The organism is Flammeovirgaceae bacterium SG7u.111 (genome assembly GCA_034044135.1).
Lineage (GTDB): Bacteria > Bacteroidota > Bacteroidia > Cytophagales > Flammeovirgaceae.
Genome location: CP139021.1, coordinates 5,398,201 through 5,424,416, shown reverse-complemented (window position 1 = coordinate 5,424,416; position 26,216 = coordinate 5,398,201). Strand labels below are relative to the sequence as shown.

General features: G+C 40.8%; 16 protein-coding genes. 9 read left to right on the top strand and 7 right to left on the bottom strand.

All coding sequences use genetic code 11. The annotated features are described in order from the left end of the window. Nucleotides 1-4: 4 nt before the first annotated feature. Genes R9C00_21065 through R9C00_21055 form a run of 3 tightly spaced genes read left to right on the top strand, consistent with a single transcriptional unit; the run spans nt 5 to nt 6,014 of the window. The gene (locus R9C00_21065; protein ID WPO34193.1) at nt 5-2,530 is read left to right on the top strand and encodes a hypothetical protein; all 2,526 of its coding nucleotides are present in this window, start codon (nt 5-7) and stop codon (nt 2,528-2,530) included. 54 nt (nt 2,531-2,584) lie between these two features. Continuing rightward, nucleotides 2,585-4,444 carry a sulfatase-like hydrolase/transferase gene (locus R9C00_21060; GenBank protein WPO34192.1) on the top strand — a complete coding sequence of 620 codons (1,860 nt, stop codon included), beginning with the start codon at nt 2,585-2,587 and terminating at the stop codon, nt 4,442-4,444. A 43-nt stretch (nt 4,445-4,487) separates the two neighbouring features. Continuing rightward, the gene (locus R9C00_21055) at nt 4,488-6,014 is read left to right on the top strand and encodes an alpha-L-fucosidase (GenBank protein WPO34191.1); all 1,527 of its coding nucleotides are present in this window, start codon (nt 4,488-4,490) and stop codon (nt 6,012-6,014) included. A gap of 219 nt (nt 6,015-6,233) precedes the next feature. On the opposite strand, the gene R9C00_21050 is transcribed toward R9C00_21055, so the two are convergent. After that, complete coding sequence (locus R9C00_21050; GenBank protein ID WPO34190.1) at nt 6,234-6,791, bottom strand: hypothetical protein; 558 nt, start codon at nt 6,789-6,791, stop codon at nt 6,234-6,236. 351 nt (nt 6,792-7,142) lie between these two features. Here R9C00_21050 and R9C00_21045 point away from each other — a divergent pair, with 351 nt between their 5' ends. After that, the gene (locus R9C00_21045; protein WPO34189.1) at nt 7,143-11,312 is read left to right on the top strand and encodes a T9SS type A sorting domain-containing protein; all 4,170 of its coding nucleotides are present in this window, start codon (nt 7,143-7,145) and stop codon (nt 11,310-11,312) included. A gap of 340 nt (nt 11,313-11,652) precedes the next feature. On the opposite strand, the gene R9C00_21040 is transcribed toward R9C00_21045, so the two are convergent. From R9C00_21040 to R9C00_21030, 3 genes are all read right to left on the bottom strand, one after another. Next, entirely contained in the window at nt 11,653-12,606 is a 954-nt protein-coding gene (locus R9C00_21040; GenBank protein ID WPO34188.1) for a DUF4178 domain-containing protein, read from the bottom strand. Nucleotides 12,607-12,856: 250 nt separating this feature from the next. Continuing rightward, nucleotides 12,857-13,039, bottom strand: a complete 183-nt coding sequence (locus tag R9C00_21035) for a histone H1 (GenBank protein ID WPO34187.1) — start codon at nt 13,037-13,039, stop codon at nt 12,857-12,859. Between the two features lie 179 nt (nt 13,040-13,218). Continuing rightward, nucleotides 13,219-14,466 (bottom strand): pyridoxal phosphate-dependent aminotransferase family protein, encoded by a 1,248-nt coding sequence (locus R9C00_21030; GenBank protein WPO34186.1) that lies wholly within the window; start codon nt 14,464-14,466, stop codon nt 13,219-13,221. Between the two features lie 551 nt (nt 14,467-15,017). Between R9C00_21030 and ppk1 the strand changes: the two genes are divergently transcribed. After that, nucleotides 15,018-17,072, top strand: a complete 2,055-nt coding sequence (gene ppk1 / locus R9C00_21025) for a polyphosphate kinase 1 (GenBank protein ID WPO34185.1) — start codon at nt 15,018-15,020, stop codon at nt 17,070-17,072. Nucleotides 17,073-17,107: 35 nt separating this feature from the next. Here ppk1 and R9C00_21020 read toward each other — a convergent pair whose 3' ends face one another. Next, nucleotides 17,108-18,400, bottom strand: coding sequence for a citrate synthase (locus R9C00_21020; protein ID WPO34184.1), 1,293 nt, complete (start codon nt 18,398-18,400; stop codon nt 17,108-17,110). Nucleotides 18,401-19,046: 646 nt separating this feature from the next. On the opposite strand from R9C00_21020, the gene topA reads away from it, so the two are divergent. From topA to R9C00_21000, 4 genes are all read left to right on the top strand, one after another. After that, complete coding sequence (topA, locus tag R9C00_21015; protein ID WPO34183.1) at nt 19,047-21,455, top strand: type I DNA topoisomerase; 2,409 nt, start codon at nt 19,047-19,049, stop codon at nt 21,453-21,455. A gap of 193 nt (nt 21,456-21,648) precedes the next feature. Next, complete coding sequence (locus R9C00_21010) at nt 21,649-22,041, top strand: hypothetical protein (protein WPO34182.1); 393 nt, start codon at nt 21,649-21,651, stop codon at nt 22,039-22,041. Between the two features lie 157 nt (nt 22,042-22,198). Beyond that, the gene (locus tag R9C00_21005; GenBank protein ID WPO34181.1) at nt 22,199-22,423 is read left to right on the top strand and encodes a hypothetical protein; all 225 of its coding nucleotides are present in this window, start codon (nt 22,199-22,201) and stop codon (nt 22,421-22,423) included. Between the two features lie 130 nt (nt 22,424-22,553). After that, nucleotides 22,554-23,537 (top strand): DUF368 domain-containing protein, encoded by a 984-nt coding sequence (locus tag R9C00_21000; protein WPO34180.1) that lies wholly within the window; start codon nt 22,554-22,556, stop codon nt 23,535-23,537. Here the strand turns inward: R9C00_21000 and R9C00_20995 are convergent. Both R9C00_20995 and R9C00_20990 read right to left on the bottom strand, forming a co-directional pair. Beyond that, nucleotides 23,527-23,997, bottom strand: a complete 471-nt coding sequence (locus R9C00_20995) for an NUDIX domain-containing protein (GenBank protein ID WPO34179.1) — start codon at nt 23,995-23,997, stop codon at nt 23,527-23,529. The two genes, R9C00_21000 and R9C00_20995, sit on opposite strands and share 11 nt — an antisense overlap. Before the next feature lie 577 nt (nt 23,998-24,574). Then, complete coding sequence (locus tag R9C00_20990; GenBank protein ID WPO34178.1) at nt 24,575-25,783, bottom strand: HAMP domain-containing sensor histidine kinase; 1,209 nt, start codon at nt 25,781-25,783, stop codon at nt 24,575-24,577. Nucleotides 25,784-26,216 lie beyond the last annotated feature (433 nt).

The window sequence follows — 26,216 nt, the reverse complement described above, 5'->3', positions numbered from 1 at the left end:
GAGTATGAAAAGCATTTTTGTTAAAGCGATTCTTTTTACCTTATTGCTGCCATTTTTTTATATACCTGCTTTTGCTCAAAACCTATCAGCAGCCAATGTGCCTAAGCGCCTAACCCATGATTTGAGCGGTTTTCATTGGAAAGTGCAGGGGACTTTGCCGGGTAGGGGAATGGAAGAGAAATTCCCCGAAATCAGCTATGACCATATGGGCGATGCACTGAACTGGGCTCCTGCGCATGTTCCTGGCGATGTGTTTACAGACTTATGGAGGGTCGGGCGTATAGAAGATCCTCATTTTGGTAGAAACAGCGTGAAAGCCAAATGGGTGAACGAATACGAGTGGTGGTACCTGAATATCTTCAATGTTCCTGAAGAAATGAAAGGTAAAAAAATCGAGTTGGTATTGGACGGTGTGGACTATGCCTGCGATGTGTTTGTAAATGGAAAAATGCTTGGCTCGCACGAAGGAATGTTCACTTCGTTTTCATTCGACATTACCGACCTTGTTAGTTTTGAGTACAAACGCAGAGGACGAAATACACTTGCCATTCGCTTACATCCTGCTCCACGGAGATATAGCCAAGTAGCGGGAAGAAAGCCAGCTTGGCATGGCGATTATTGGGTAGATTTGGTGCCAACAGGAATTTGGAAGCCAGTGCGCCTAGAAGCTTATGAAGCGGCAAAGGTGAACGATATCTACATTACGTCTGAAATCGACCTGAAAAAATCTTCTGCGGATTTAAGCATCCAAGTGGAGATTGAAAATGATGGTACAACCGATAAAACTGTGGACATCGAAATAGATGTGCAAGGCGAAAATTTTAAATCTAAATCTTATAAAGCAAGCGTAAGGAAAAGCTTGGCTCCAGGTAAAAATGAGTTTACCATCCCGCTTAAAATTGAGGATGCAAAATTGTGGTATCCTTGGGATTTAGGAGACCAGAACCTATACACAGCAAATGTTGCTGTGAAAAGCAAGGATAACCTATTAGATGCCCATGATAAGCTTTTTGGTATCAGGGAGCTGAAAATGGAAATGAATCCGGGTTACACAAAAGACGAAGTGGAAAACCCGTGGACGGTGATGATAAATGGAAGGCGTCATTTTATCCGCTCTGGAACGTGGGGAGGCCCTCCCGATATTTTCTTCGGTCGTGCTAGCAATGAAAAATACGAAGAGTTTATTCGCTTGGCGAAGGAAGGGAACATGAACAACCTCCGAATCTTCGGCTGGCATCCCACAGAAATTCCCTACTTCTACGAACTTTGTAACAGAGAAGGTATCACGGTTTGGCAAGATATACTCCCTATTGCAAGTTTATCTTTGCCCAAGTCAGAAGAATTCAAAGACGCGATATTCTCCGAAGCCATTTCAGTAGTAAAAGACTTGCGAAATCACCCGTGCATGGTGATTATTGAAGGGGGGGAAGAGATCCTGATGACGGCTTCTGACCCTGAGCATAATTTGAACCTGATGAAGGAGTTGGGCGAGGTGGTCAAACCTTATACAGACCTGCATTATATTCCCGTTTCGCCATTGAGCGACCATGTGGGAATTGAATTAGGCTTCAAGCCCAAAGAAAGCACGCACGCCAATGGCTTGTTTTACGGAGAAGGTCGAAGCAATATGGAGCAATTTTTCCAAAAGAAAGACTTCGCCGCTGTGCCCGAACTTGCTATTTCCTCTTGCCCCAATGTGGAAAGCATTAAAAAGTTTATTCCTGAAAATGAGCTATGGCCTCCGGGACCAAGTTGGGGCCACCACTGGACCGATTTTGATGTGTTTCGCACGTTGAATTTTGATGCGCTGAATACCCAAGCAACTGGAAGCATGCAGGAGTTTGTAGATGCCACGCAGGTTGCTCAAGGGATTATTTTTCAATATGGATTAGAGTATTTCAGAAGAAGAAAACCAAAGTCCAGTGCTATTTGTATTTGCCATTACATCACATTTGCTCCTGATATGAAATGGGGAATTGTGGATTATTATCAACAAACAAAAATATCGTACGATTATGTGAAAATGGCTTATCAGCCATTGTTGGTGAGCTTACAGCACGATAGAAGACGTTGGTTGCCCGGTGAAGAATTCAAGGGTGAATTATGGGTGGTGAATGATTTTTTCAAAGAGTTTAAGTCGTGCAAAGCAGAGGTTGTTTTTTATGATAAAGACAAACATGAAGTAAAAAGAGAAAAAGTTGAACTAGGGAATATAAAACCTGATAGCTCTGAGGAGTTTGCTACGGTTACCTGTAAAGTCCCCGGCAAATTAGGAGACCAATTTTTTGTGGAAATTGAAATGACTGATAAAACAGGTAAGGTTGTTTCAATGAACAAATACTTGCTATTGGTTGGCGACGAAAAAGTTGACCTGCCAAGGTTGAGAGAAATTGGGCAAGAAGCGATTGACAAAAAAACAAAATACGGTTCTCATAATTACCTCAGGTATTTTGAAGGATTAAACGGAACAAGAGGGGTAAAACAAGCCGATGAAGTTTTGCCTACTGTCAAAGAATTCGATCAGAATTAAACTTACATTTGGGATACAAATTTCGCTAGTTAGTAAAAGTTAAATAGAATAACAATGACACGAAAAATTTCACAATTAATTCTGATTCTGCTCTTTTCAACCAATGTATTATGGGCAGACGACCGACCGAATATTGTTTGGATTACTACCGAAGATAACTCCGCATGGTGGCTTCGCTTGTACGATGCCGAAAATGGGGTGCCCATGCCTAATGTGGAAAAATTGGCAGACCAAGGTATCGTATTCAATCATGCTTTTTCAAATGGAGCAGTTTGTTCTGTTGCTAGAAGTACACTATTAAGCGGTTGTTATGCCATGCGTGCCGGCAGCCAGTTTCACCGGAATGCTTTTGAAGTTCCTTTTCCCGAAGGGCTTAAAAGTTACCCAGAATATTTCCGCGATGCGGGGTATTATACTGCCAATTGCTACAAGGAAGATTACAATTTCAAAACAGAAAAGATATGGGATGAAAGTTCTAAAAAAGCATCTTATCGAAACAGAAAACCAGGGCAGCCATTTTTTCAAGTTTGGAGCTTGCACGATACGCACGAGAGCCGAATGCATAAGCCTCTGGATGAGCGTGACGAAAATACGCTCATAACTAAACCGAAAGATGTAGAACTGTATCCATATCACCCAAATACGGCAGTTTTCCGTAAATCGTATGCGCACTATTACGATAAGCACAGAGATGATGATAGGCGCATAGGAGCGCTAATTCAGCAGTTGGAAGAGGACAGCCTGATGGATAATACCATCATATTTTATTATGGAGATCATGGAGGAACCTTGCCTCGCTCCAAAGGCTATATTTATGAAAGTGGGTTGCAAGTACCGCTCATTGTTTACATTCCAGAAAAATGGAAGCACCTTTTTCCTTCAAAAGCCGGCTCGCGAGTAGATGGGTTTGTGAGCTTTGTAGATTTTGCCCCAACGGTGCTGCATCTTGCAGGCATCGAAGTGCCCGAACAAATGGATGGAGAGCCTTTTTTGGGTGAAGGGATTACACTAGATGCGCTCAACAAACGAGAGGAGACCTTCGGCCATGCCGATCGTTTTGATGAAAAGTATGATTTGGTCAGGAGCTACCGAAAGGGTCGCTATAAATATATGCGAAGTTACCAGCCTTTTAATATTGATGGCTTGTACAATAGTTACAGGTACAAACAAGCTGGGTATAAGGAATGGAAAGAATTATATGAGGCAAAGAAACTCAATGAAGTTCAATCGGCATTTTTCGAAAAACGCTCGCCCGAGGCTTTGTACGATTTGGAAGCCGATCCGCACGAAACGGTAAACTTGGCTGCTGATCCTGCCTACGCTGATTTGCTTGAGGAAATGAGGGGGAAATTAGTTGATAAGCTATCATCACTTCATGATTTGAGCTTTTACCCCGAGGCATACCTAGCTAATGTAGCAGGTAAAAATCCTGTAGGTTTTGGATTGGAACACAAAGCTGAGATTGATGAACTCATCCAAATTGCCGATTTGCAACTGAAACCTTATAAAAAGGCTAAGTCAGGAATTAAGAAAGCTCTAAAATCGAAAGACCCTTGGGTACGCTACTGGGGGTTGATAACATGTAGCACTTTTGGCGATGAAGCAGCAGAATTTATTCCTTTGGCAAAAAAACTACAAAGTGAAGATGAAGAAGTTCTCGTGAAACTTCGCGCAGCCGAATTCTTGGCTTTGGTAGGTGAAAAAGATCCTGTGGCTTCATTCCAAGCTTTATTGGGCAATAATCAAAACTCTTTAGAAATATTGTTGATCCTGAATTCAGCAGCTTTGTTCAAGACAATGGATGCCAGTTTGCAGTTTGAGTTGGATGAACAAAAGCTGGTAGCAACAGCAGGAGGTCATAAAAATCAAGAATACTGGATTAAAAGTAGGGTAGACTTTTTGAATGGGAAATAGTTAGCTCTAGCTATTGAATTATTATTTTTTGAATTAGAAGAAAATGAAAAAACTATTAAAAGTAGTGTTGGTACTATTCATCTTAAATGGGTGTACTAACACTAGCCAAAAACAAGAATCAATTTCTCAGGAAGCTACTGAATATCAGCCAACGTGGGAGTCTTTGAATAAGCACGATGCGGCGCCCGAATGGTTTGCCGATGCCAAACTTGGTATCTATTTTCACTGGGGACCTTACAGCGTTCCAGCTTTCGGAAGTGCGTGGTATCCACATAACATGTACAAAGACGGTGGCAAGGTGCGTAAATTCCACGAAGAAAACTACGGAAGCATCTACGAGTTTGGGTATGAAGATTTCATTCCTATGTTCAAAGCGGAACAATTCGATCCAGAAGATTGGGCGGAGCTGTTCCAAATGGCAGGGGCGAAATTTGCAGGGCCTGTTGCGCAGCATCACGACGGGTTTGCCATGTGGGATAGTGAGGTTAATCCTTGGAATGCAGGAGATATGGGACCCAAACGAGATATTTTGGGAGATATCTTCAAATCTATTGAGAAGCGTGGAATGAAAACCATTGCTACGTTCCACCATGCCCGTAATGGCCAGCGAAATGCCAAAGATTCAACGCAATGGAAGATCGGGTACAACAGCCATTATGTGTATCATCCTGATTTGCCAACAGCTACAACTGACCCCAAGCTGCGCAAGCTCTTTGGCAACTTTGAAACCATTGAGGAATTTGACCAATACTGGCTAGATCAGGTAAACGAGGTGATTGACAAATACGATCCCGACATCTTGTGGTACGATTCGTGGCTAAACCTGATCCCCGAAGATAAGCGTATGACAATGGCTGCCCATCATTTTAACAATGGATTGAAGAACAACAAAGAGGTAGTGGTTGCCCATAAGCAAGACGACATGCCGCTGGAATGCAGTGTGCTTGATTTTGAACAAGGCGGTAGGAGGGACGTACATCCCATGCCTTGGCTGACTGATATTACACTGGGCAAAAGCCGTTGGATGTATGTGGAAGGTCACCCTTACAAAACAGCCGATGTGGTCATCCGAAACATGATCGATGTATGGAGTAAAAACGGCATCGTATTGTTAAATGTATCGCCACGGGCTGACGGGGTTATTAATCAGGAGCAGCGAGATGTTTTGAAAGAGATCGGTGATTGGTTGAAAGTCCATGGAGAGGCTGTGTACGGGACACGAACACATACCATCTTTGGCTATGGAACAGCAAGTGCTGGCGATGGTCATCATGGAGGGCAATCGGCTACTGTTCAGTATACTGCCGATGATGTGCGATTTACCGTTGCGAAGGATAAAAAAGCTATGTATGTTTTCTTTTTAGGGAAACCGGAAGCGGGCAAGCGCATTTCTTTGCGGGCTATTGGAGGGTATCATCGTAACATTCCTCCGTCACCTATTAAGAACATAAGTATGTTGGGCTCGGAGGTAGAAGTTGAGTGGGAGCTGACTTCTGGAGACTTCTCCCTGACCATGCCTGAAAAAGACTTGAATGAATATGCGACCGTTTTTAAGTTTGAATTGGAGTAGCAAAGGGCAAGGTCTTTCGTCCTAAAATCAAGTTTTAATAGGTCACGTTTTTTTAGCGTGACCTATTAATTTTTTTATCACTAGCGGCGGGCTTTAGCCCGTTGGATGACAGCAAACCTATTCGGCTTTAGCCTAAATTATAGCCGTTATTGGTTTGGGAAAATCAAATTGTGATATAGTTTAATTAAGCTGATTTTAGGACGAGAAATCTTCAATTTATCAGAAATTAAAATTATACCCTGCAGTAATTAAGATGGGCCAAGGGTTGGTAACTCCTTCAATTCTAGGATCGTTTTTTACTTTATCATAATCATCATAAAATTGTGAAGGTCTGAAAGGTAGTAAAAGCCCTAAATCCCAATAGGTCTGATCAGACGATTTTGAATTCAGTTTGATCCCAAGCCCTACTGTGGCACCTCTGTATAGTTTATCATATTCATCAAGCCCTTCAACGGTGATTACTCCATTAGTTCCATACATGCCCGAAAGGAAGAATTGCGTGTGAGTCCTACTTTTAAATTCTTTCCTCAACCCTACGTTGTACCCAAGCCCCGCCATTTGGTAGCCAGCTCCTCCAAATACGTTCAATCCATTGGTAATGTTTGTACCCAAGCGGATGCCAAATGCACCATAAGGCAACCCAATTCCAAATCCTAAGGAGGTAACCCCACCCTCCGAACTATAAGGGTATGCTGATCCTTGGCTTTCTTGTGAATATCCCGCATGACAAAAGTGTATACATGCTAATAGGAGGATTAGTTGTGTGAGTTTATTCATAGCTGTTTTATTGATTAAAAAAATATTGATTCGATTATAAAAAGTAAATTACTATATAGTATTGTCAAGAATACGCATAGTCTTGTTTTAAAAGATTGAACGAGCTATGTGTATTAAAGTGCAGCATTTATAAGTGGGGATTACTTTTTATAAATGTTCCACGTTGCTATAAGATATTAAAATAATATATATAACAAAGTGTGTTTGTATTTTAAATTGTTTACCCCCTTAAAATGAACAGTTTGCCCCCCAAATAAAACTAAACGATTCTCTATTATTGAAAACGGGATATTTGAGTTTAGGCCTAAAAAAACAATCCCCATTATTAACTAAGTAAAAATCACAATGAAAATGAAAAGAAAAACTACGTTCATCACGTTGGTATACGTGATGCTTGTCCATGCTTTGCTTGGGGCGAATTACTACATTTCCCCCAGTGGAAATGATTCTAACTCCGGCACATTACAAAGTCCATTTGCCACACTTAATAAGGCAATTTCTGTCGTTTCACCAGGAGATTACATTTACCTAAGAGGTGGGACTTATTCTTATTCCTCAACCATTTTGATTGCAGAGTCAAACAGTGGTTCATCGTCTAGCCCGATTCGTGTTTTTGCCTATAACAGTGAAACACCTGTGCTCGATTTCTCTGGTCAATCGCTTAGTTCGTCCAACAGAGGTGTTGTACAAGATGCTGCCTATTGGCATTGGAAAGGAGTTACTATCCAGGGTGCAGGAGACAATGGAATGTTACTCTCAGGAGACAATAATACTATTGAGAATTGTGTGTTCAGAGGCAACCGCGACACCGGTTTGCAGTTGAGTAGGTACAATACTAATTATGATGCGATTAGTGAGTGGCCTTCTAACAACCTGATAACAGGCTGCGAAGCTTATGACAATGCAGACCCTGACAGCGAAGATGCAGATGGCTTTGCCGCTAAGCTTACATGTGGTGTTGGTAATAAGTTTATCAATTGTATTTCCCACCACAACATTGACGATGGTTGGGATTTATATACTAAAAGCGATACTGGACCTATCGGAGTGGTGTATTTTGAAGGCTGTATTGCCCACAGCAATGGAACACTGACCTCTGGTGCTACCTCAGGGAATGGCGATAAAAATGGGTACAAACTAGGATCTTCTGCTCATAATATCAATCATATCTTGAGAAGATGTGTCGCTTTCAACAATGGGAAACACGGCTTTGCCGACAACGGCAATGTGGGTAGTATAGAATTCACAAACTGTACTTCATATAGTAATACGCAATATAATTTCCACACAAGAGATGGGGCTTCTCATATTTTCAAGAACAACTTGTCTTTCAATTCTAGTTCTAATGACCGTATTAGGGGAAATGCCTCAGCGCCAAATGCTTTTGATAATGATGACAACTGGCCATACACAGCAAGTAGCTCCGATTTTGTGACACTTAATTCAGGGCCTAATAACAACCCAACTTCCAATGGTTTTTTGACGCTTTCTTCTGGTAGCTCTTTGATCGATGCTGGCGTGAGCAGTACAGGAATCTCGTACAATGGCAATAGCCCAGACTTGGGTGCAGTTGAGTCGGGTGGGACACCTCCGCCTCCAGGAACATATACCTTGACTACTTCGGTACGAGGGCAAGGTTCGGTGAGTCCAGACGGAGGTAGTTTTACTGCTGGAAGTACTGTAACAGTAACCGCGACCCCTGCGAATGGTTGGACGTTCAGCAACTGGAGTGGCGGATATACCGGAAACCCAGCAACAGTTACAATGGATGCTGACAAATCGATTGTTGCAGTATTTACGGAAGACGGCGTTGTGGCACCCCCACCAAGTGGAGATTACGTTCACAACTTTACAGCATCGGGTACGAGCAGCTCATTTTACAGCATTTCGGGAAACCTTTCTACTTCAAAAGGAACAGTAGTCTATAATGGACTTACGCTGACACAATGTTTGAAAATAGAATCGAGTACTTCCATCTCTTTCAGCGCTGCCCAAGAAGCTACGTTGACCTTGGTGTTCAACGATGGATTCAATGGTGATTTTAAAATAGATGGAAACGATTATACTGTATCTTCTGGTGTTCTTACCACTACACTGGGTGCTGGTAGTCACACCTTGAGTAAAAGCGATGTAGCCAACCTCTATTATATGAGCTTGGCATATGCAGGAGGAGGAACTACTCAATACACGGTTTCTGCCTCTTCAAATGGTAACGGCTCAGTTTCTGGTGGTGGAACTTTTGACGAAGGATCAGTAATTTCGTTAACCGCAATTCCTAATAGCGGATATCAATTTGTTGGTTGGTCGGGTAATGCTAGTGGAACTTCTAATCCTCTTTCGGTTACCGTCAATGGCAATAAATCTATTGCCGCTACTTTCTCGGCTATTCCTACTAATACATGTGAAAATGTTGTTTATCAGGCAGAAAGTGGAACTTGGGACGATGCTACAGTAGACTCTAACCATGCTGGTTATACTGGAAGTGGCTTTGTGAATACGGCTAATGCAGCTGGGAAATACGTTGAAATCACAGTTGATGTGCCTTCTGCTGGCGATCATGATGTAAGCATTTTTTATGCAAACGGTTCTACTGACCGCCCTGCAGATATTTCGGTAAATGGATCTACCCAACTTTCGAATTTGAGTTTGCCTAACACTGGTGCCTGGTCTACTTGGTTGACTGCAGACTTTACCGTTTCTTTGAACTCAGGGTCTAACACCATCAGGTTTACAGCTACTGGAGGTTCGGGGTTACCTAATGTAGATAAAATCGAGGTTTGTCAGTTTGATGACGCTGGTGTCAATTATAGTCTAAGTACTACCATTAACGGTTCTGGATCGGTAAGTCCAAGCAGTGGGATATTTGCAGCTGGCACTTCTGTGATCATGACGGCGACTCCTGCAAGCGGATGGCAATTTGATAGCTGGAGTGGAGGGTATACTGGTAATCCAGCAACGGTTGTAATGGATGCAGACAAAAATATTACAGCCAATTTTACCTCAGTTTCTTCAACCGCAATAGCATTGAGCGCATCAGCGTCTGATGGTACGGTTAACCTTAGCTGGGTAGTGAGCAATGGTACGGTTACCGGTCAACAAATCTATAGAGATACAGATAGTGATCCAAGCGGTAGGGTGAGAATTGCACAAGGAGTTGCTGGTACTTCTTATACTGACAACTCTGTAAGCAATGGTACTACTTATTACTATTGGGTGAAAGCCTCGGACAATGGCAATGGTGCTACTATTAACTCAAATGCAGCAAACGCTACTCCAACTGGAGTTGTTGTGCCTCCAATAGGAAATGGACCAATTGGTTATGCCTCAATGGCTGGTGGTACTACTGGCGGTCAAGGTGGCGTTTCTTACAACTGTAGCACTGGAGACTGTATCACTACCTACATTCACCAAAAAAGAGACGGTGATATTACTGTACCTTTGACCATCTATGTAACTGGAACAATCACCCCTGGAAATTCTACAACGGCTGAGAATAAGATAGAAGTAAAAGACGTGAGAGATGTATCCATCATTGGCGTGGGAACTTCAGGTGTGTTTGATGGCATTGGAATCAAAATTTACAAAGCAGGAAATGTTATTATTCAGAATGTTGCTGTTGGTAACGTTTTAGTTGGGGACAAAGATGCTATTTCGATAGAAGGGCCTGCCGACCATGTGTGGATCGACCACTGTGAGTTGTATGCTGAGTATCAAAATGTGGGCAAAGACTATTACGATGGTCTTTTGGATGCCAAAAAAGATTCAGAATACATCACTTATTCTTATAACTATTTGCACGATAGTTGGAAAATGATGTTGGTTGGAAATGGCGATGGAGATGACTATGATCGTAAAATTACCATACACCACAACTACTTTGATAATGTTAACTCTAGAATGCCATTGTTCAGACATGGTGTTGGCCACATATTCAGCAATTATTACAGCGGCGTGGTATCGACAGGTATCAACTCTAGAATGGGAGCTTGCCTAAAAGTAGAGAACAATTATTTCAAAGATTCTCAAAATCCAATTGTTTCTGCGTATAGCGATGAATTAGGAGGGACGCAAGAGAGCGGGAACATATTTGACAATGTAACTTGGGACTTATCACGTGATGATACTAGCGAACCAAACAGTTGTTCCTTGAGCGTTCCATATTCTTACTCTTCGGCACTTACCGGTGCGTCCAGTGTACCTGCAACAGTAATAGCAAATGCAGGTGTGGGCAAAATAGGAGCCAATGTAAGGAATGCTAGTGGAGGGTTTATCCAGTTAGAAGAAATCGATGAATTCGTGATCTACCCGAACCCAGTGGCTAATATGCTTAACCTCGACATTCCTACACTAAATGGAAATGAAGAGTTGAGGATCGTTACACTTTCGGGTAGAGAGGTTTTGAAGCAAAAAATCTCAGATCATTCTGTGAGCCTTGATGTGAGTACTTTGCCAAGTGGCGTTTATGTGCTTCAACTCAAAACAGGTGCTCATACTAATCTAAAAATGATGATCAAACAATAAGGAGATTTCCCTTATTGATATGGTGAAAAGTAAGCCCCGGAGCTTTGTTGGTTTCGGGGCTCTTTTTTTTATACAAACTCATAATTCCTTTATAGGACGATCCTACAGCTATTGTGTTGGGAAGGATGCTTTTGGTTACCAAGCACCTACACCAATTATGCAGCCATCGCCGATGGTAACACCGGGAAACAGAACACAATCCAAACATCATTACCAATGGTAATGGGCTTGCCGAGCCAATGTGTTCTTCTTTCGTCAATGTCGATAGGCTGGGTGGCTGTATAAATTCACCCATTATGGGCATTACTCTTTGAAGGTGTGAAAAAGGTATCGTGCAGAATTAGCTCATTACCTTTTTGGGAAGAATATCACTAAACTGAAGGGTGGAAACCACATTGCCATAGAAAGTCCTGAAATCTTTGCCATGTCGCTCTATTCTAAGAACCTCGGTGCGAGCCTCATTAAAATATTCCCAAACATCTATTTTTTTTCCATGATCTTTTGTGGTGATATTGAAAAAGATACCCTCTTTGGTCATTCCTTCTCTATAGAAAGGCATCTCATTGAATGTGAGAATATTTGCAGGCTTGTTGCGTAGTGTGATTTCAGCTTCAAGGCGGTTGTTGATGGCGTAGATGCTGATTATCTTAAAATCGATCACTACTTCTTGCCCATTTTCAATTCGAACATTCAAGAATTTCTGCCTTGTATCTGCTGTGATTTTATACTCGCTCTCCGACTGTCCATTGTACCAGTCAAATTGGTTTTCGTTAACTACTTCCCAAGTTTTTAGGTCATAGTCTAGCAAGAAGCCTGTTTGGAGGTTGCCAACCGTAAGGTCAGTAGGGTCATAAGTAGGTTTGATGTTTCTAGGTTTCGCCTTAGACTTCATCTCACTTTGCCCTTGTGCAGCAAGCTTTCTTTTCTTTAAGAAGTCCAAAGAATCTTCTGGGTAAATCCGATAGCGTTTATACAGCTCAGAAACGATTCGCTTGGCTATTTTATGGTTTACTTTTTTTATCATGCTGGGCATCCGAAATAGGTTGATGACCCACCCGATTCCAAAGCCGAGACCGGTTAGCCAAAAAAGGAGCTGTTTTACCCATTTACCTTGGTAAAGATAGGAAGTGCCCACTATGAAATGGAACATATACGATAGCCCTACAGACCTCATCTCTCTGCTGTAGCGGTACAAGAATTCTTCTTGCCCCTCGGCAGGTAACTTGGAGATATCGTCTTGTACGGCTATCGGGAAGTTCTTTCTTATCGTATATCTGACTTGTAATGAATTCATGAAATTGATGATTGACAGAGTTTATAAAGTAGCGGTTCAATAAAAGCTGCACGCTCAACAAAACTACTACCAATTTGAATTGTAGCTTTCTCTATCAAATATACTCACTTTTGCGGCAAGAAGTTCGCCAAAACAGTCAGAGGTAAAAAATAACAGTGTCAGTGGGGAAATAGGAGTATTAATGGCTGGCGGATGGGCAATAAAAAAGGGTATCCGTAAGGATACCCTTCATTAAATAATTTTGCAGTGTTTAGCCTTCTTGTTTGTTCTTTATGTCCTGAACTTCAACACGAATGTCTTGAGCAAAGGTCTTAATGTCCTGCATTCCTTTTCTCACACGTGTTCCTGCAGCTTGATTTTGTTTGTTATAGAACTTAGAGAAGTCCTCTTCCAAAGAAAGCACTAACTGCTTTAATTGCTCGTATTTTTCCATAATAATCCGCTTAAATGTTGTTTTTATTAATTAATTCAGGGCGAAAGTTAGATAAATAGTTCGGAATAAATAAAACTAAAATGCCTTTTTTTGCCCAAAAACCGATAAAAAAATGCTGATTTGGACTTTCGAAAGAAAAAATATGTCTAAATCAAGCAAGAAAGAGCAGTAAGCACCCCTTAAGGCGCTACTGCTGGAATATCACTATTGGCATAAACACCAGACTTCAGCTTGTTAGAAATAGCTTCGAAAGCCTTAATAGTCTCTTCAACATCTTCCATAGAGTGTGCCGCCGTAGGAATAAGGCGAAGCATGATCACATCTTTAGGTACTACAGGGTAGATTACTACCGAGCAGAAGATTTTGAAGTTCTCGCGCAAGTCCATAATCATATTGGCTGCTTCGTTGGTGCCACCACTCAAGATTACTGGAGTTACTGGAGACATGGTACGTCCGAGGTTAAAACCTCTTTCCCTCAATCCACTTTGCAAGGCATTTACAATTTCCCAAAGCTTGTTTTTGAATTCAGGCCTAGTCCTAAGCATTTCCAAACGCTTCATGTTGCCAACTACTAGCGGCATTGGAAGTGTTTTGGCAAATATTTGAGAGCGAGAGTTGTATTTCAAAAACTCGATCACTTGCTCGTTACTCGATACAAAAGCACCGATGCTAGCCATTGACTTAGCGAATGTAGAGAAATAGATGTCTATTTCGTCTTGCACGCCTTGCTCTTCGCCAGTACCCGCACCAGTTTCGCCCATAGTACCGAAGCCGTGAGCGTCGTCGACTAGTAATCTAAATTGGAATTTCTTTTTAAGCTCAACGATTTCCTTGAGCTTGCCCATCTCACCCAACATGCCGAATACTCCCTCGGTAATCACCAAGATAGCTCCGCCAGTTTCTTCTACTATTTTAGATGCTCTTTTGAGTTGTTTTTCACAGCTCTCAATATCGTTGTGTGGGTACACAAACCTTTTGCCCAAGTGCATCCTAAGGCCGTCGATGATACATGCGTGGCAGTCACCATCATATACTACTACATCTTTCCTATCAAGAAGTGCGTCGATAACCGACATGATTCCTTGGTAACCGAAGTTAAGAACCATGGTGTCTTCTTTATGAACGAACTCTGAAAGCTGTGCTTCAAATTCCTCGATTAGAGTAGAATTTCCTGACATCATGCGGGCACCCATTGGGTAGGCAAGACCCCAATCAGCAGCTGCATCTGCATCGGCTTTTCTTACTTCAGGATGGTTGCCCAAGCCTAAGTAATTGTTCAAACTCCAGTTGAGTACTTTTGAGCCCCTGAACATCATGTGAGGAGCAAGCTCACCTTCTAACTTTGGAAATGCGTAGTAGCCATGGGCAAACTGCGAATGTTGCCCGATTGGGCCTCTGTCTAATAATAACTTCTCAAATAGATCCACTTGACTTAAAATTTATTTGTTAAGCAAATAATTTAATGTATTGGCTAAGTTTCTTTCAAAATACTTCTCTAACTGGCGAAACCAAAGCCTTAGTTTTATGATAAAATTATCATGTGTACATGCAACAAGGTATATATTGCTAAATAGTGCAAATTTTCCTTGAAAGCATTCAAAGTTAGCACGATTTGCCCCTTATTCAAAACCATGTTAGTTAGGTTAAACTAAGTAGTTTTCCGACTTTGTTCATCTAAAGGCGATGTTTGGTTTACATAAACTTCCATTTTTCCAGTTTATATTCACCCAGCTTTTATGTGCTTGTTTGGTTAATATGGGCAATAAAATAGAACATGCCCTTAGATGTTGTTTGAGAATTATATTTGAAAATTGTTATAGCTAATTTTGGATGCGGAATGAGGCAAACCGACATGGATAGCAGCATCGTTATCTGCGGAGAGTTTAATGGAATTATGTATCAAAAGAAGTAAAAAATCATAAAGGTATATTTCCAAACGGCTTCTTGTAACCTTTATCTATAAATGTAGGCATTTGATATGGAGACTGAACAAAAGTATTTTAATAGAGATTTGAGTTGGCTGTCCTTTAACTATAGGATATTGCAGGAGGCTAAAAACCCAGAAGTGCCAATAGTTGAGAGGGTAAAGTTTTTGGCTATTTTTTCTTCCAATCTAGACGAGTTTTTTAGGGTAAGAGTTGCGGCCATCCGTAGCTTAATGAAAATAGGTAAAAAGAAAATCAATAAAAACATAGGTTTTGAACCTGCGAAAGCCTTTGCTTTGATCCATGCGGAGATAATCAGGCAACAGCAAGAATATGGAAAGGCTTTTTACGAGGGAATATTACCTACACTTGAGCGGGAAGGTATTGTCCTTTATAATGAGCAACCCAAGCTCATGCTGCACAAGGAAACGATCACCCGATTGTTTAAGTCAAGAGTGTTGGCGTATTTGAGGCCCGTGCTTCTTACCGAAGAATCTCGCCCTTTTCTCCAAAACAGGAAGTTGTATTTGGCTGTAGAGCTTAAGCGAAAAGATGCTGAAGAGCTTAATAGGTATGCCGTTCTGAACATTCCTTCCGATAATTTGCCCCGCTTCGCTGCTTTGCCCGTAGTAGATGGCATCTATTATTATACATTCTTGGACGATGTGATCAAAGCCAATTTGGAAATAGTATTTCCAGGTTATGAAATAGTGGGTTGCTACAGCCTAAAAATGAATAGGGATGCAGATTTGTATATTGAAGATGAGTACGACGGGGACTTGGTTGAGAAGATAAAAAGGCAGCTCGACAAAAGAAATATTGGGGCGCCGAGCAGGTTTTTGTACGATTTGAATATGCCTGTGAAATTCCAAGAATTTTTGCAGAATATCCTCGGCTTGGATAGGGAAGACATGGTGCCGGGAGGCAGGTACCATAACTTTTATGACCTCTTTTCCTTACCCAACCCCAAAGCTCCCGATTTGGAGTATCCTTCCATGCCATCGCTTTCCCATCCCTTGCTCGATAAGTCTGATTCATTTTTTGAGGCAATGGACAAGCGAGATTACATGCTCCATTTTCCCTACCAGTCCTACGATTATGTTCTGAGGTTTTTCAACGAGGCTGCCATAGATGCTTATGTTACCGATATTTTTGTGACTGTTTACCGTGTCGCAGCCAATTCTTTTATAGCCAATGCGCTCATAAGTGCGGCCATGAATGGTAAAAATGTGACCTGTTTTGTGGAAGTTAAAGCTCGGTTTGATGAGGAGAATAACTTGAAGTGGGCAGCGGAGATGGAAAAAGCAGGGGTAAAAATAATCTATAGTATTCCTGGACTCAAAGTTCATGCAAAGGTTGCTTTGGTAGTAAGGAGAAAAGAAGGTTTAAAAAAGAGGTATGCTTTTTTAGGAACGGGTAATTTCAATGAAAGTACGGCAAAAATTTATGCCGACCATGGGCTTTTTACTTCGGAAAAGTCTTTAAATAAAGAGCTAGAGAAGGTTTTTGGGTTTATAGAAACTCAGGAGAACAAGCCAGAGGTCAAGCATTTGTTGGTGGCTCAGCTCAATATGAAAGAGCGGTTTTTAGAAATGATGGATAGGGAAATAGCACAAGCTAAGGAGGGAAAGTCGGCAAGTATGGTTTTGAAAGTCAATAACTTGGAGGATTTGGTGATGGTGGATAAGCTTTATGAAGCTAGCCGAGCAGGGGTGAAGGTAGAGTTGATTATTAGGGGGATTTGCTGCCTAGTGCCCGGAGTTGAAGGCATGAGCGAGAATATCACCATCAGGAGGATTGTAGACCGCTATTTGGAACATGCTCGGATATTTGTGTTCCATAATGGGGGCGATACGGAAGTGTATTTGGGTTCGGCGGACTGGATGGGGCGCAACCTGAACAACAGAATTGAGGTAGTATTCCCTGTGCTCAACAAGCGGGTGAAAGCCGATGTGCTCAAAATTGTAGAGTTTCAGCTTGAAGACAATGTATCGGCAGTGGCACTAGACGAAGGGTTAAATAATGTTCCTTTGGAAGTGAAAGGTGAAAAAGTCCGCTGCCAAGAAGATGTGTATCATTGGCTAAAAGAAAAGCCCTTCCAGTTATAGAAGGGCTTTCCAAACTTATTTAGAAACCTTGTTTCCTAACGCTCAGCGATAGGCTTCACAGGTCTTTCGTTTTCACCAGTGTAGATTTGGCGAGGTCTTCCGATAGGCTGACCTTCTTCACGCATTTCTTTCCACTGAGCTATCCAACCTGGCAACCTGCCCATAGCGAACATTACCGTAAACATTTCGGTAGGGATACCAATAGCCCTGTAAATAATGCCAGAGTAGAAATCTACGTTAGGGAATAATTTTCTTTCTATGAAGTACTCATCAGCCAAGGCTTTTTCTTCCAATCCTTTGGCAATATCAAGTAATGGATCTTCTACGCCCAAACTTGCCAATACATCATCGCAAGATGATTTGATGATTCTGGCACGTGGGTCAAAGTTTTTGTATACCCTGTGGCCAAAGCCCATCAAGCGGAATGGATCGTTTTTGTCTTTTGCTTTTGCAATGTATTTATCTACATCGCCGCCGTCAGCTTGGATAGCCTCTAGCATCTCGATCACCCCTTGGTTGGCTCCGCCATGGAGCTTGCCCCAAAGTGCGTTGATACCCGCAGAAACAGAAGCGTACAAACTGGCAAGTGAAGAACCTACCACTCTTACTGTAGCTGCAGAACAGTTTTGTTCGTGATCTGCATGCAGGATCAACAATTTGTTGAGCGCATCAACTACTACTGGGTTTAGTTCATACTCTTCTTGCCTGTTTGCAAACATCATTTGCAAGAAGTTTTCCACGTAGTTGTACTTGTTTTTAGGGTAGTTGAGCGGACGACCAAGCTCGTTTTTGTACGACCAAGCAGCAATAGTAGGAAGCTTAGCCAATAATCTTACAATAGTTGTATCAACACCTTGTGGTGAGTTGATAGGGTCTAATGACTGAGGATAAAAAGCAGTAAGAGCAGTTACAAGAGATGAAAGAACACCCATTGGGTGAGCAGAAGAAGGGAAGCCATCCAAAATCTTTCTGACATCTTCGTGCATATCAGAATGCTTCGCTATCCTCGCTTTGAATTTGTCATATGTTTCTTGGTCAGGAAGGTCGCCGTAGATTAGCATGTAGGCAACTTCCAAAAATTCACAGTTATCTGTAAGGTCTTTAATGGTATAACCTCTGTGTCTTAAAATACCTTTGTCACCATCTAAGTAGGTAACTGCACTCTTTGTAGAGCCTGTATTTTTAAAACCAACGTCAAGTGTAATAAGGCCAGACTGAGCTCTGAGTTTTGAAATGTCGAGAGCTAGTTCGTTTTCGGTTCCGTCTTCTATAACTGGGAGCTCAAAGGTTTTCCCGTCGAAGTGTAATTCTGCTACTTTCTTAGTCATCTAATATGCTATTATATTGTTTTCAATTAATCTATAGGAATGGCGAAATTATATAAAAAACACCAAAAAATCATTCATTTATTACAAATCTCACAACGATAACTACCGTGAACGTTTGAATGTTTCTGTTGGTCAGATTAAAAATGGAAAAGGTATAAATTAATATAATTTATCTTCATCCACCATCATGATTTTTAGTTATTAAAAATGCGAAATTATTAAAAATCAAAATGTATCATCTCAATATAGGAGTATTGGCGTACATTTCTTCTAAAAATTCATTTTTCTATAGAAAGCTAGGCAGATAATTTTTTTTTTGCAAATTTGCCGAGGTCAAGTTTTGACTATTAAAAAGAAAAATTCGCTTATAATGCGGCTTTTCCAAGCAATTGTTTCATCGTTTTTTTGGAAAAGAATTGAGGGGTTTGGCAACAATCCTTTCAAAAAATGTTTATAATCAACATACAGTTCCAGCTTCTGCTTAAGTTTAACAACAAACTTTCCTTAGGTATAGAGTTAGTGATCTTATTGTTTTATACATGTTTTTTAGCTGGAAATTGGGATGGAAAAAGAGGGGATAGGAAGTTTAATTTAACAACACTGGCGACAAACTGCTGTCGCTCGAACCATACACATTAGAAAAGATATGACAAAGAATCTAGTCATTGTAGAGTCACCTGCGAAAGCCAAGACTATTGAGAAATATTTGGGAAAAGATTACACGGTAAAATCCAGTTATGGACACGTGCGAGATTTGCAAAAGGGCAATAATGCCATTGACATAGAAAATGGGTTTTCGCCAAAATATGTAGTTTCGAGCGATAAGAAGCAAGTGATAGATGAGCTGAAGAAAATATCGAAAGACGCCGAGACAATCTGGCTAGCGACTGACGACGACCGCGAAGGAGAAGCTATTTCATGGCATTTGAAAGAAGCTCTCAATTTAGATAAAGATAGGACTAAACGGATTGTTTTTAGGGAAATCACCAAGTCGGCTATCCAAAATGCGATTAAGTCGCCAAGAGATATTGATGGGAACTTGGTGAATGCCCAGCAGGCGCGTAGGGTGCTCGACCGATTGGTAGGGTTTGACCTTTCCCCTGTGCTTTGGAAGAAAATAAGAGCGGGGCTTTCTGCCGGTAGAGTACAGTCGGTAGCGGTTCGGATAGTAGTAGAAAGAGAAAGAGACATAGATGCATTTGAAGTGAAGTCTAGCTTCAAAGTTGTAGCTTTTTTCAACTTAGACGGAGGGAAGCAGTTGAAAGCGGAGCTTGGAAAAAGGTTTGTTACGAAAGACGAAGCCCAAGCTTTTTTAGAGAAATGCTTAGGGGCGGATTATGCCATTGAAAACCTAGAGAAGAAGCCTGGGAAAAAATCTCCGGCACCTCCTTTTACCACTTCTACCCTTCAGCAAGAGGCCAGCCGAAAGTTGAGCTTCTCGGTGGTTCAGACCATGGCCGTGGCCCAAAAACTATATGAAGGTGGTTACATTTCTTATATGAGGACGGATTCTGTGAACCTTTCGGAAGAGGCATTGGCCGCCGCCGCTTCGGAAATATCTTCTGCTTTTGGCTCAGAATATGCCCAGCAAAGAAAGTTCAAAACCAAGTCGCAGTCGGCACAAGAAGCTCACGAGGCTATCAGGCCAACCAACTTTGGGATGCGGGAAATCCCAACAGGCGACCGCAACGATAAGAGGTTGTATGAGTTAATATGGAAACGTGCAATTGCCTCACAAATGGCGGATGCGAAGCTGGAAAAAACCACAGCAACTATAGGGGTCTCTACTGTTCCCGAAAAATTGACAGCTACTGGCGAGGTGATCAAATTTGAAGGTTTCCTTAAGGTATACATAGAGTCGACCGATGATGAGAAAGATGAGGAGCAAAAAGAAATGCTACCTCCATTGAACATAGGCCAGGCACTGGATTTGGACTTGATGAAAGCAACCGAGCGCTTTAGCCGACCTCCTGCAAGATTTACCGAAGCAAGTTTGGTGAAGGCTTTGGAAGAAAGGGGGATAGGCAGGCCGTCAACGTACGCTCCTACTATTGCCACTATTCAAAAGAGGAATTATGTAGTTAAAGAACCTAGGGATGGAAAAGAGCGGAAATATGCTGAGTTGACGCTTGAAGGAACTGATATTTCTGAAAATATTCTTACAGAAATAACAGGTGCCGAAAAGAATAAATTATTTCCAACCGATACCGGGTTTGTTGTGAATGATTTTCTGACCAAGTATTTTCCAAACATCGTAGATTATTCTTTCACCGCTAAGGTAGAAGAGCAGTTTGATGATATAGCACATGGCAAGATCATTTGGAATGAAATGATCGATTCATTCTATGGAGATTTCCACAAAACGGTAGAAGACGCCGAGCAGAACGTGTCGAGAGCCGAGGTAGGCACTACTCGTAAGCTGGGTGTCCATCCTGTAAGTGGGCTTGAGATGTTTGCCAAGTTGGGCAAGTATGGACCTTATGTGCAAATTGGTAATGCTGAGGATGAGGAAAAACCTCAGTATGCATCGTTGCAAAAGGGGCAGTACCTTGATAAAATAACCATAGAGGAGGCGTTAGAGCTTTTCAAATTGCCCAGAGATGTTGGGATGTTTGAGGATAAGAAAGTTGTAGCAGCTATTGGAAGGTTTGGCCCTTATATCCGCCACGATGGCAAGTTCGTTTCCCTCGGCAAAGAATACGACCCGCTTTCTGTAACAGAGGCGGAAGCTATTGAGCTGATACTGGCGAAGAGAAAAGCAGATGCCGAGAAGTTCATAAAGTCATTTGACCAAGAGCCAGAGCTTCAGTTGCTCAATGGCAGATGGGGACCGTACATCTCTTTCAAAAAGAAGAACTATAAAATCCCTAAAGATAAGGTAGCAGAGGATTTGACATACGAAGAGTGTGTAGAGATCATAGAAACCGCTCCAGAAAAGAAGACCAAGAAAGGGGCAAAAGCACCTGCTAAAAAAGCTGTAGCGAAAAAGCCAGCGGCTAAAAAAACAACAGCAAAAAAAGCTCCTGCTAAGAAGGCTGCTCCAAAGAAAAAGTAATTCCCTTAGGGCTAAGATTTAGAAAAAGGCTGTCATTTCTGGCAGCCTTTTTTATTGAAATATGCGTAGAACCATCTTTTTCCTCTCTGTTACGTATAAATTAATAATACCAGAATTAAGGGTTATCCATGCACTTCCTAACCTAGCAAACTTGCTCATAGTCATCAGATGTCTCACCTCAAAACTTACAGCTATGACATATGAAAAAGAACTTATAATCGATTTAGAAAAGCTTTCTTCTCAAATCAAAAAATGGTTTTTGGTACACGAATGGGAGTTAGAAGACTTAGAAGCCGTCGGTATGGTCGCTTTTAAGGCAAGAAAGAAAAACCTGTTAAGTGTTACTTTTCCTACCGCACCAAGTTCTGTATCAGTGATTTGTTATCACGACCATCACCATACCAAAGTGATGGTGAAAGAATGCGGTTGGGATGAGAAGTTGAAAAACAACCTTTCTTGGCTACTGGTTACAGGAGGTTCTAACATGTCCATGAAGAACAGGCACGTTCAAGTGAGTAGTGATTTTGAGAAGTACGTGGAAGGGGTATTGCAAAGTTATGGTAACGTTATGTCTACGCCCCGATAGTCAACCAGTTTCATCCAGCTTTGTTGCCGCTAGGTGTTTTCTAGCGGCTTTTTTGTTGAACTAATCCATGGGGCAAGTGGTTGTCATTAAAATACATTAATTTTGTGGAAAAATATTCTCTTGGTCTCATCCAAGTTAATCAAAAACAAATTTTGAAATGACAACTGTATTATTAGCAATAGGATTTTTTGCGGTGTTTTTTATTTTCATGTCTGTAAGGCTATTATTTATAAAAAATGGGGAGTTCAAAGGTACATGTGCTTCGCAAAGCCCTTTTTTGAACAAAGATGGCGGTCCGTGTAGCTATTGTGGTAAGGATGCTTCGCAGTGCGAAAAGAGAAAAGACAATATTGTTGAAGAGTTGATCTCAGAAAAAGCGTAGTTTAGCATTTGATCAAGAATTATTAACGAATTTATAAAAAAGCACTTGGCGAAAAATGATACTTTCGCCAAGTGCTTTTTTTATATGCGCAAAAGAAGATTTTAACATACTCTAAAACTGAAACGAAAGAATGAAATCAAGAATTTTACTTTTTTTGAAAGGCTTGGCTATGGGTGCGGCGGATGTAGTGCCAGGGGTTTCTGGTGGAACCATCGCATTTATCACAGGCATCTATGAAGAGCTTCTCTTCTCTATCAAGTCAGTTGATCTTAAGGCTTTAAAACTTCTTCTCAAATTTGATTTTAAAGGTTTTTGGGAGAAAATAAACGGAAGTTTCTTGCTTGTCCTTTTTGCAGGTATAGGTACTGCATTGGTTACTTTTTCAAGGGTAGTACTGTATTTACTTGCCAATCAACCCATTTTACTTTGGTCATTCTTTTTTGGGCTTATCATTGCTTCAGCTTTGTTAGTAGCTAAGCAAATAAAAGCTTGGTCGGTAGGAGTTATTCTGGCCCTTATTATTGGAACTGGCGTTGCTTTTTGGATAACTACCTTATCAGCTTTTGCAGGAAATGAAGGTGTGCTATATGTCTTCTTTTGTGGGGCTATTGCTATTTGCGCCATGATCTTACCCGGTATTTCTGGTAGCTTTATTTTGATTTTGCTAGGTGCTTATGAATATATTTTTGGATCTCTCCAAAAGCTCATAGATGCTTTGGTGGCCACCAATATGACTGAGATTTTGGTGAATTTGAAAGTGATTTTGGCTTTTATGATAGGCTGCGTTACAGGAATTATCTCCTTTTCCCACTTGCTCACATGGTTGTTCAAAAAATATCACGATATCATTGTGGCAGCCCTGATAGGCTTTTTGTTCGGTTCGCTCAATAAAGTATGGCCTTGGAAAGAAACTGTGGAGACTTATATAGATAGGCATGGGGTTGAAAAGCCATTGGTTCAAAATAATGTGAGTCCACTTGCTTTTCCTGAAATAACAGGTCAAGAAGCCTTTTTTCTTTATGCTATAGGCTTGGCTGTTTTGGGTTTTGTGAGTGTGTGGGGTATAGAATATGTTTCGACCAAATTTGGGAACAACGAAGAGGTTAGCGAATAAAGCTTTTTAGTCCGCTAAGCTGAAGAAGCTCTTCAATAGAATTGCAGGAGGCAAATAGGTTGTGAAGGTGTGAAATGGGTTCATGTTTGAGTTGTTCGAAGTTCAAATATTCCAGTGCATCTATCACCTGTTTGCCTCCTTTCATTTCAGGGTCTGTCCCCATGGCAAGTTCTCCGCCAGTAATCTTCACTTCAAAAAAAAGTTCGATTCCATGGAGCGGTTTGACGAGCAACTCATTTACAAACAAGAAGCGCTTCACTTCAACTTCTAACCCCGTTTCTTCCACAAACTCTCTCTTTAAGGCGATTTCAAGTGTTTCCCCATAATTTACCCCACCGCCAGGAGGTGCCCAGAGGTATTTGTTGTCGGGCATGTTGTGCTTTATCAGTAACACTTTATCCCCTTTAATACAAATTCCACAAACCCTGACCCTTAGTTTGCCACCAAAAACTTCATCCATGTCATCAAAAGTAATCTGTTAAGAGGTTTGTTCATTATTTGCCCATAAAAAAAGAGCTTTTTTTATGGGCTTCAAGCTATTTTGAAAATTTTCGTTTTATCTCCTTGAACTTTGCCATCGTAATGGGCTTACGTAGTAGTCTCGGGGTACGTATCTGCTTTTTGAGGTCTTCAGGGTTATTGGAGCTAGACATGATCAAGATGGGGATATCTTGCTTTATATTCTTTTTGATTTTTTGATAAGCATCTAAAAAGGCTCACCTGCTCATTACAGCCATTCGGATATCAAGGAAAATCAAATCTGGCATTTTGCCTTTCGAAACAGCGTTTCACTTAGAAATTCTAGTGCATCTTTTGCGCTTGTATAAATTGTCAAGTCGTCGGAAAGGTTAGTGTTCGATTATAACTTGTTTATTATGAAACTGTTAGTGGTGTCTTCGTCAATCAATAATACTGATCTGAAATTTCTTATTAATTAGATTCTTGAGTGTATTGAAAATGAGTATCTAATATATAACAAAGTTATTGCAGATGGTGTTATATATTTTGTAAAGTAAGTGAAATATCGCGAAATTAGGCTATTTAAGCTGATCTGGGCTGGAATGCCCTGGTATGGAAATGGTGAAAGTACTTCCTTCCTCAGGTTGGGTCAATACATCTATCTTCCCTTCTAGTTTTTTTACAGTTTGGAGCGTGGTGTACAGGCCAAGACCATTTCCTTTGGTTCGGTCGCTAGTGGTGAAGAACATATCAAAAATATTATCCATGTACTTTTTCTCTATGCCTATTCCATTGTCTATTACCGAGATGGTAGCTGATTTAGCATCAGAATTGATACAAATTTTGAGCTTGTTGTCTGCACTTTCAAGCTTTCTATATTTAATAGAATTGGCACATAGGTGCATGAGTATGAGGTGAATTCGTTGTTTGTCTGAGTAGAAAAAGCATTCTTGTTGAACTTCTACTTCCCATTCTACACTATCCGCCCCTTCTAAGTACTGTAAGCTAGTTTTTGTCTCGTTGATTATATTTTCGAAGTTAACCTCTTCTACTTCAATCCCTAACTTGGAGTTCCAAGCATATTCGTTTATCTCACGGATATACTTTTCTATACGAGCAATTTGGATATTTACCATTTCGAGATAGCTCACCAAACTTGGGTTGTCTTCCTCTATTTTCAATACTTGTACAAGACCTTGGATAGTAGCAACAGGTGCTCTAAGATCGTGGGACACACTATATACAAAATAATCTAGCTCTTCATTTTTCTGCCTAAGCTCTTCATTCCTTTCTGTAAATTTCTGAAGGATATCTTGTGTGTTTTCTTGCAAGCACTGCTTGAAAGGCTCTGAGGAGTTTTTATAGCTGTTCTGTTTTTTTAGTAGTGCTTGAATGGCCTGGGTATCGTTTTCGTGGTAGGAAACCATGTTGTTTTCTAGCAAAAAAGCAGCTGGAGCTTTTGTAATCATTTTTGCTATTTCGGGTGCTATAACTGACACATGTAACAATTGCCCATTACTGCAATATTCCTTGAGCTTTGTGAAGTGATAGCCTTTAGCATCTTTACTTATTCCGGTTAGCTCTTTTAAGTCTAGAATTAGCCCCAATGGCTTTTGTTTATTAGCCTCTAAAATCGCACTCACTTCTAAGTGAAGAGATTGATAATGAGCCTCTTCACTGCTTCCTTTTTCACTAATAAACAGTATGTCTTCTTCCAAGAGAGATACTTGGAAGCTAAATGATTTATTGTTTTCAGTAATAATATTTGCCTGTAAAGCTTTAGTCATGAATTAATTTGTCGATGTATGATATCTATCTGACAACGGATTTTTTTTATAAAACGTGAGTAGTAAGGCAATTATCTGTCATTATTTTTTAAAAATTTAACCCTGAAGGAAATGTTAACTATTTTCAGTTTTAAACAAGGCATATTTCATGTTTCATTGCTTAAAAAAGAATTTTTGGTATACGATTGGGCAGATATTGTTGTTTGAAATATATCCTTTAGTTCAGGAGAAAAAAGTTAAGAAAGTCGATTTCCTTACTTGAAGGCGTGGGCTATGCGATTGTAAGACATACATCTTTTATCCATTTGCTTTGATGGAAGGTTTTGGATAGCTTGAAAGTAAGACTTGAAACATCGTAAGTATGAGAGTATTTGTTTGATAGTCAAATAAGTATAAGATATTGTTTTTATGAGTTATCTAATTGTTAAGCATA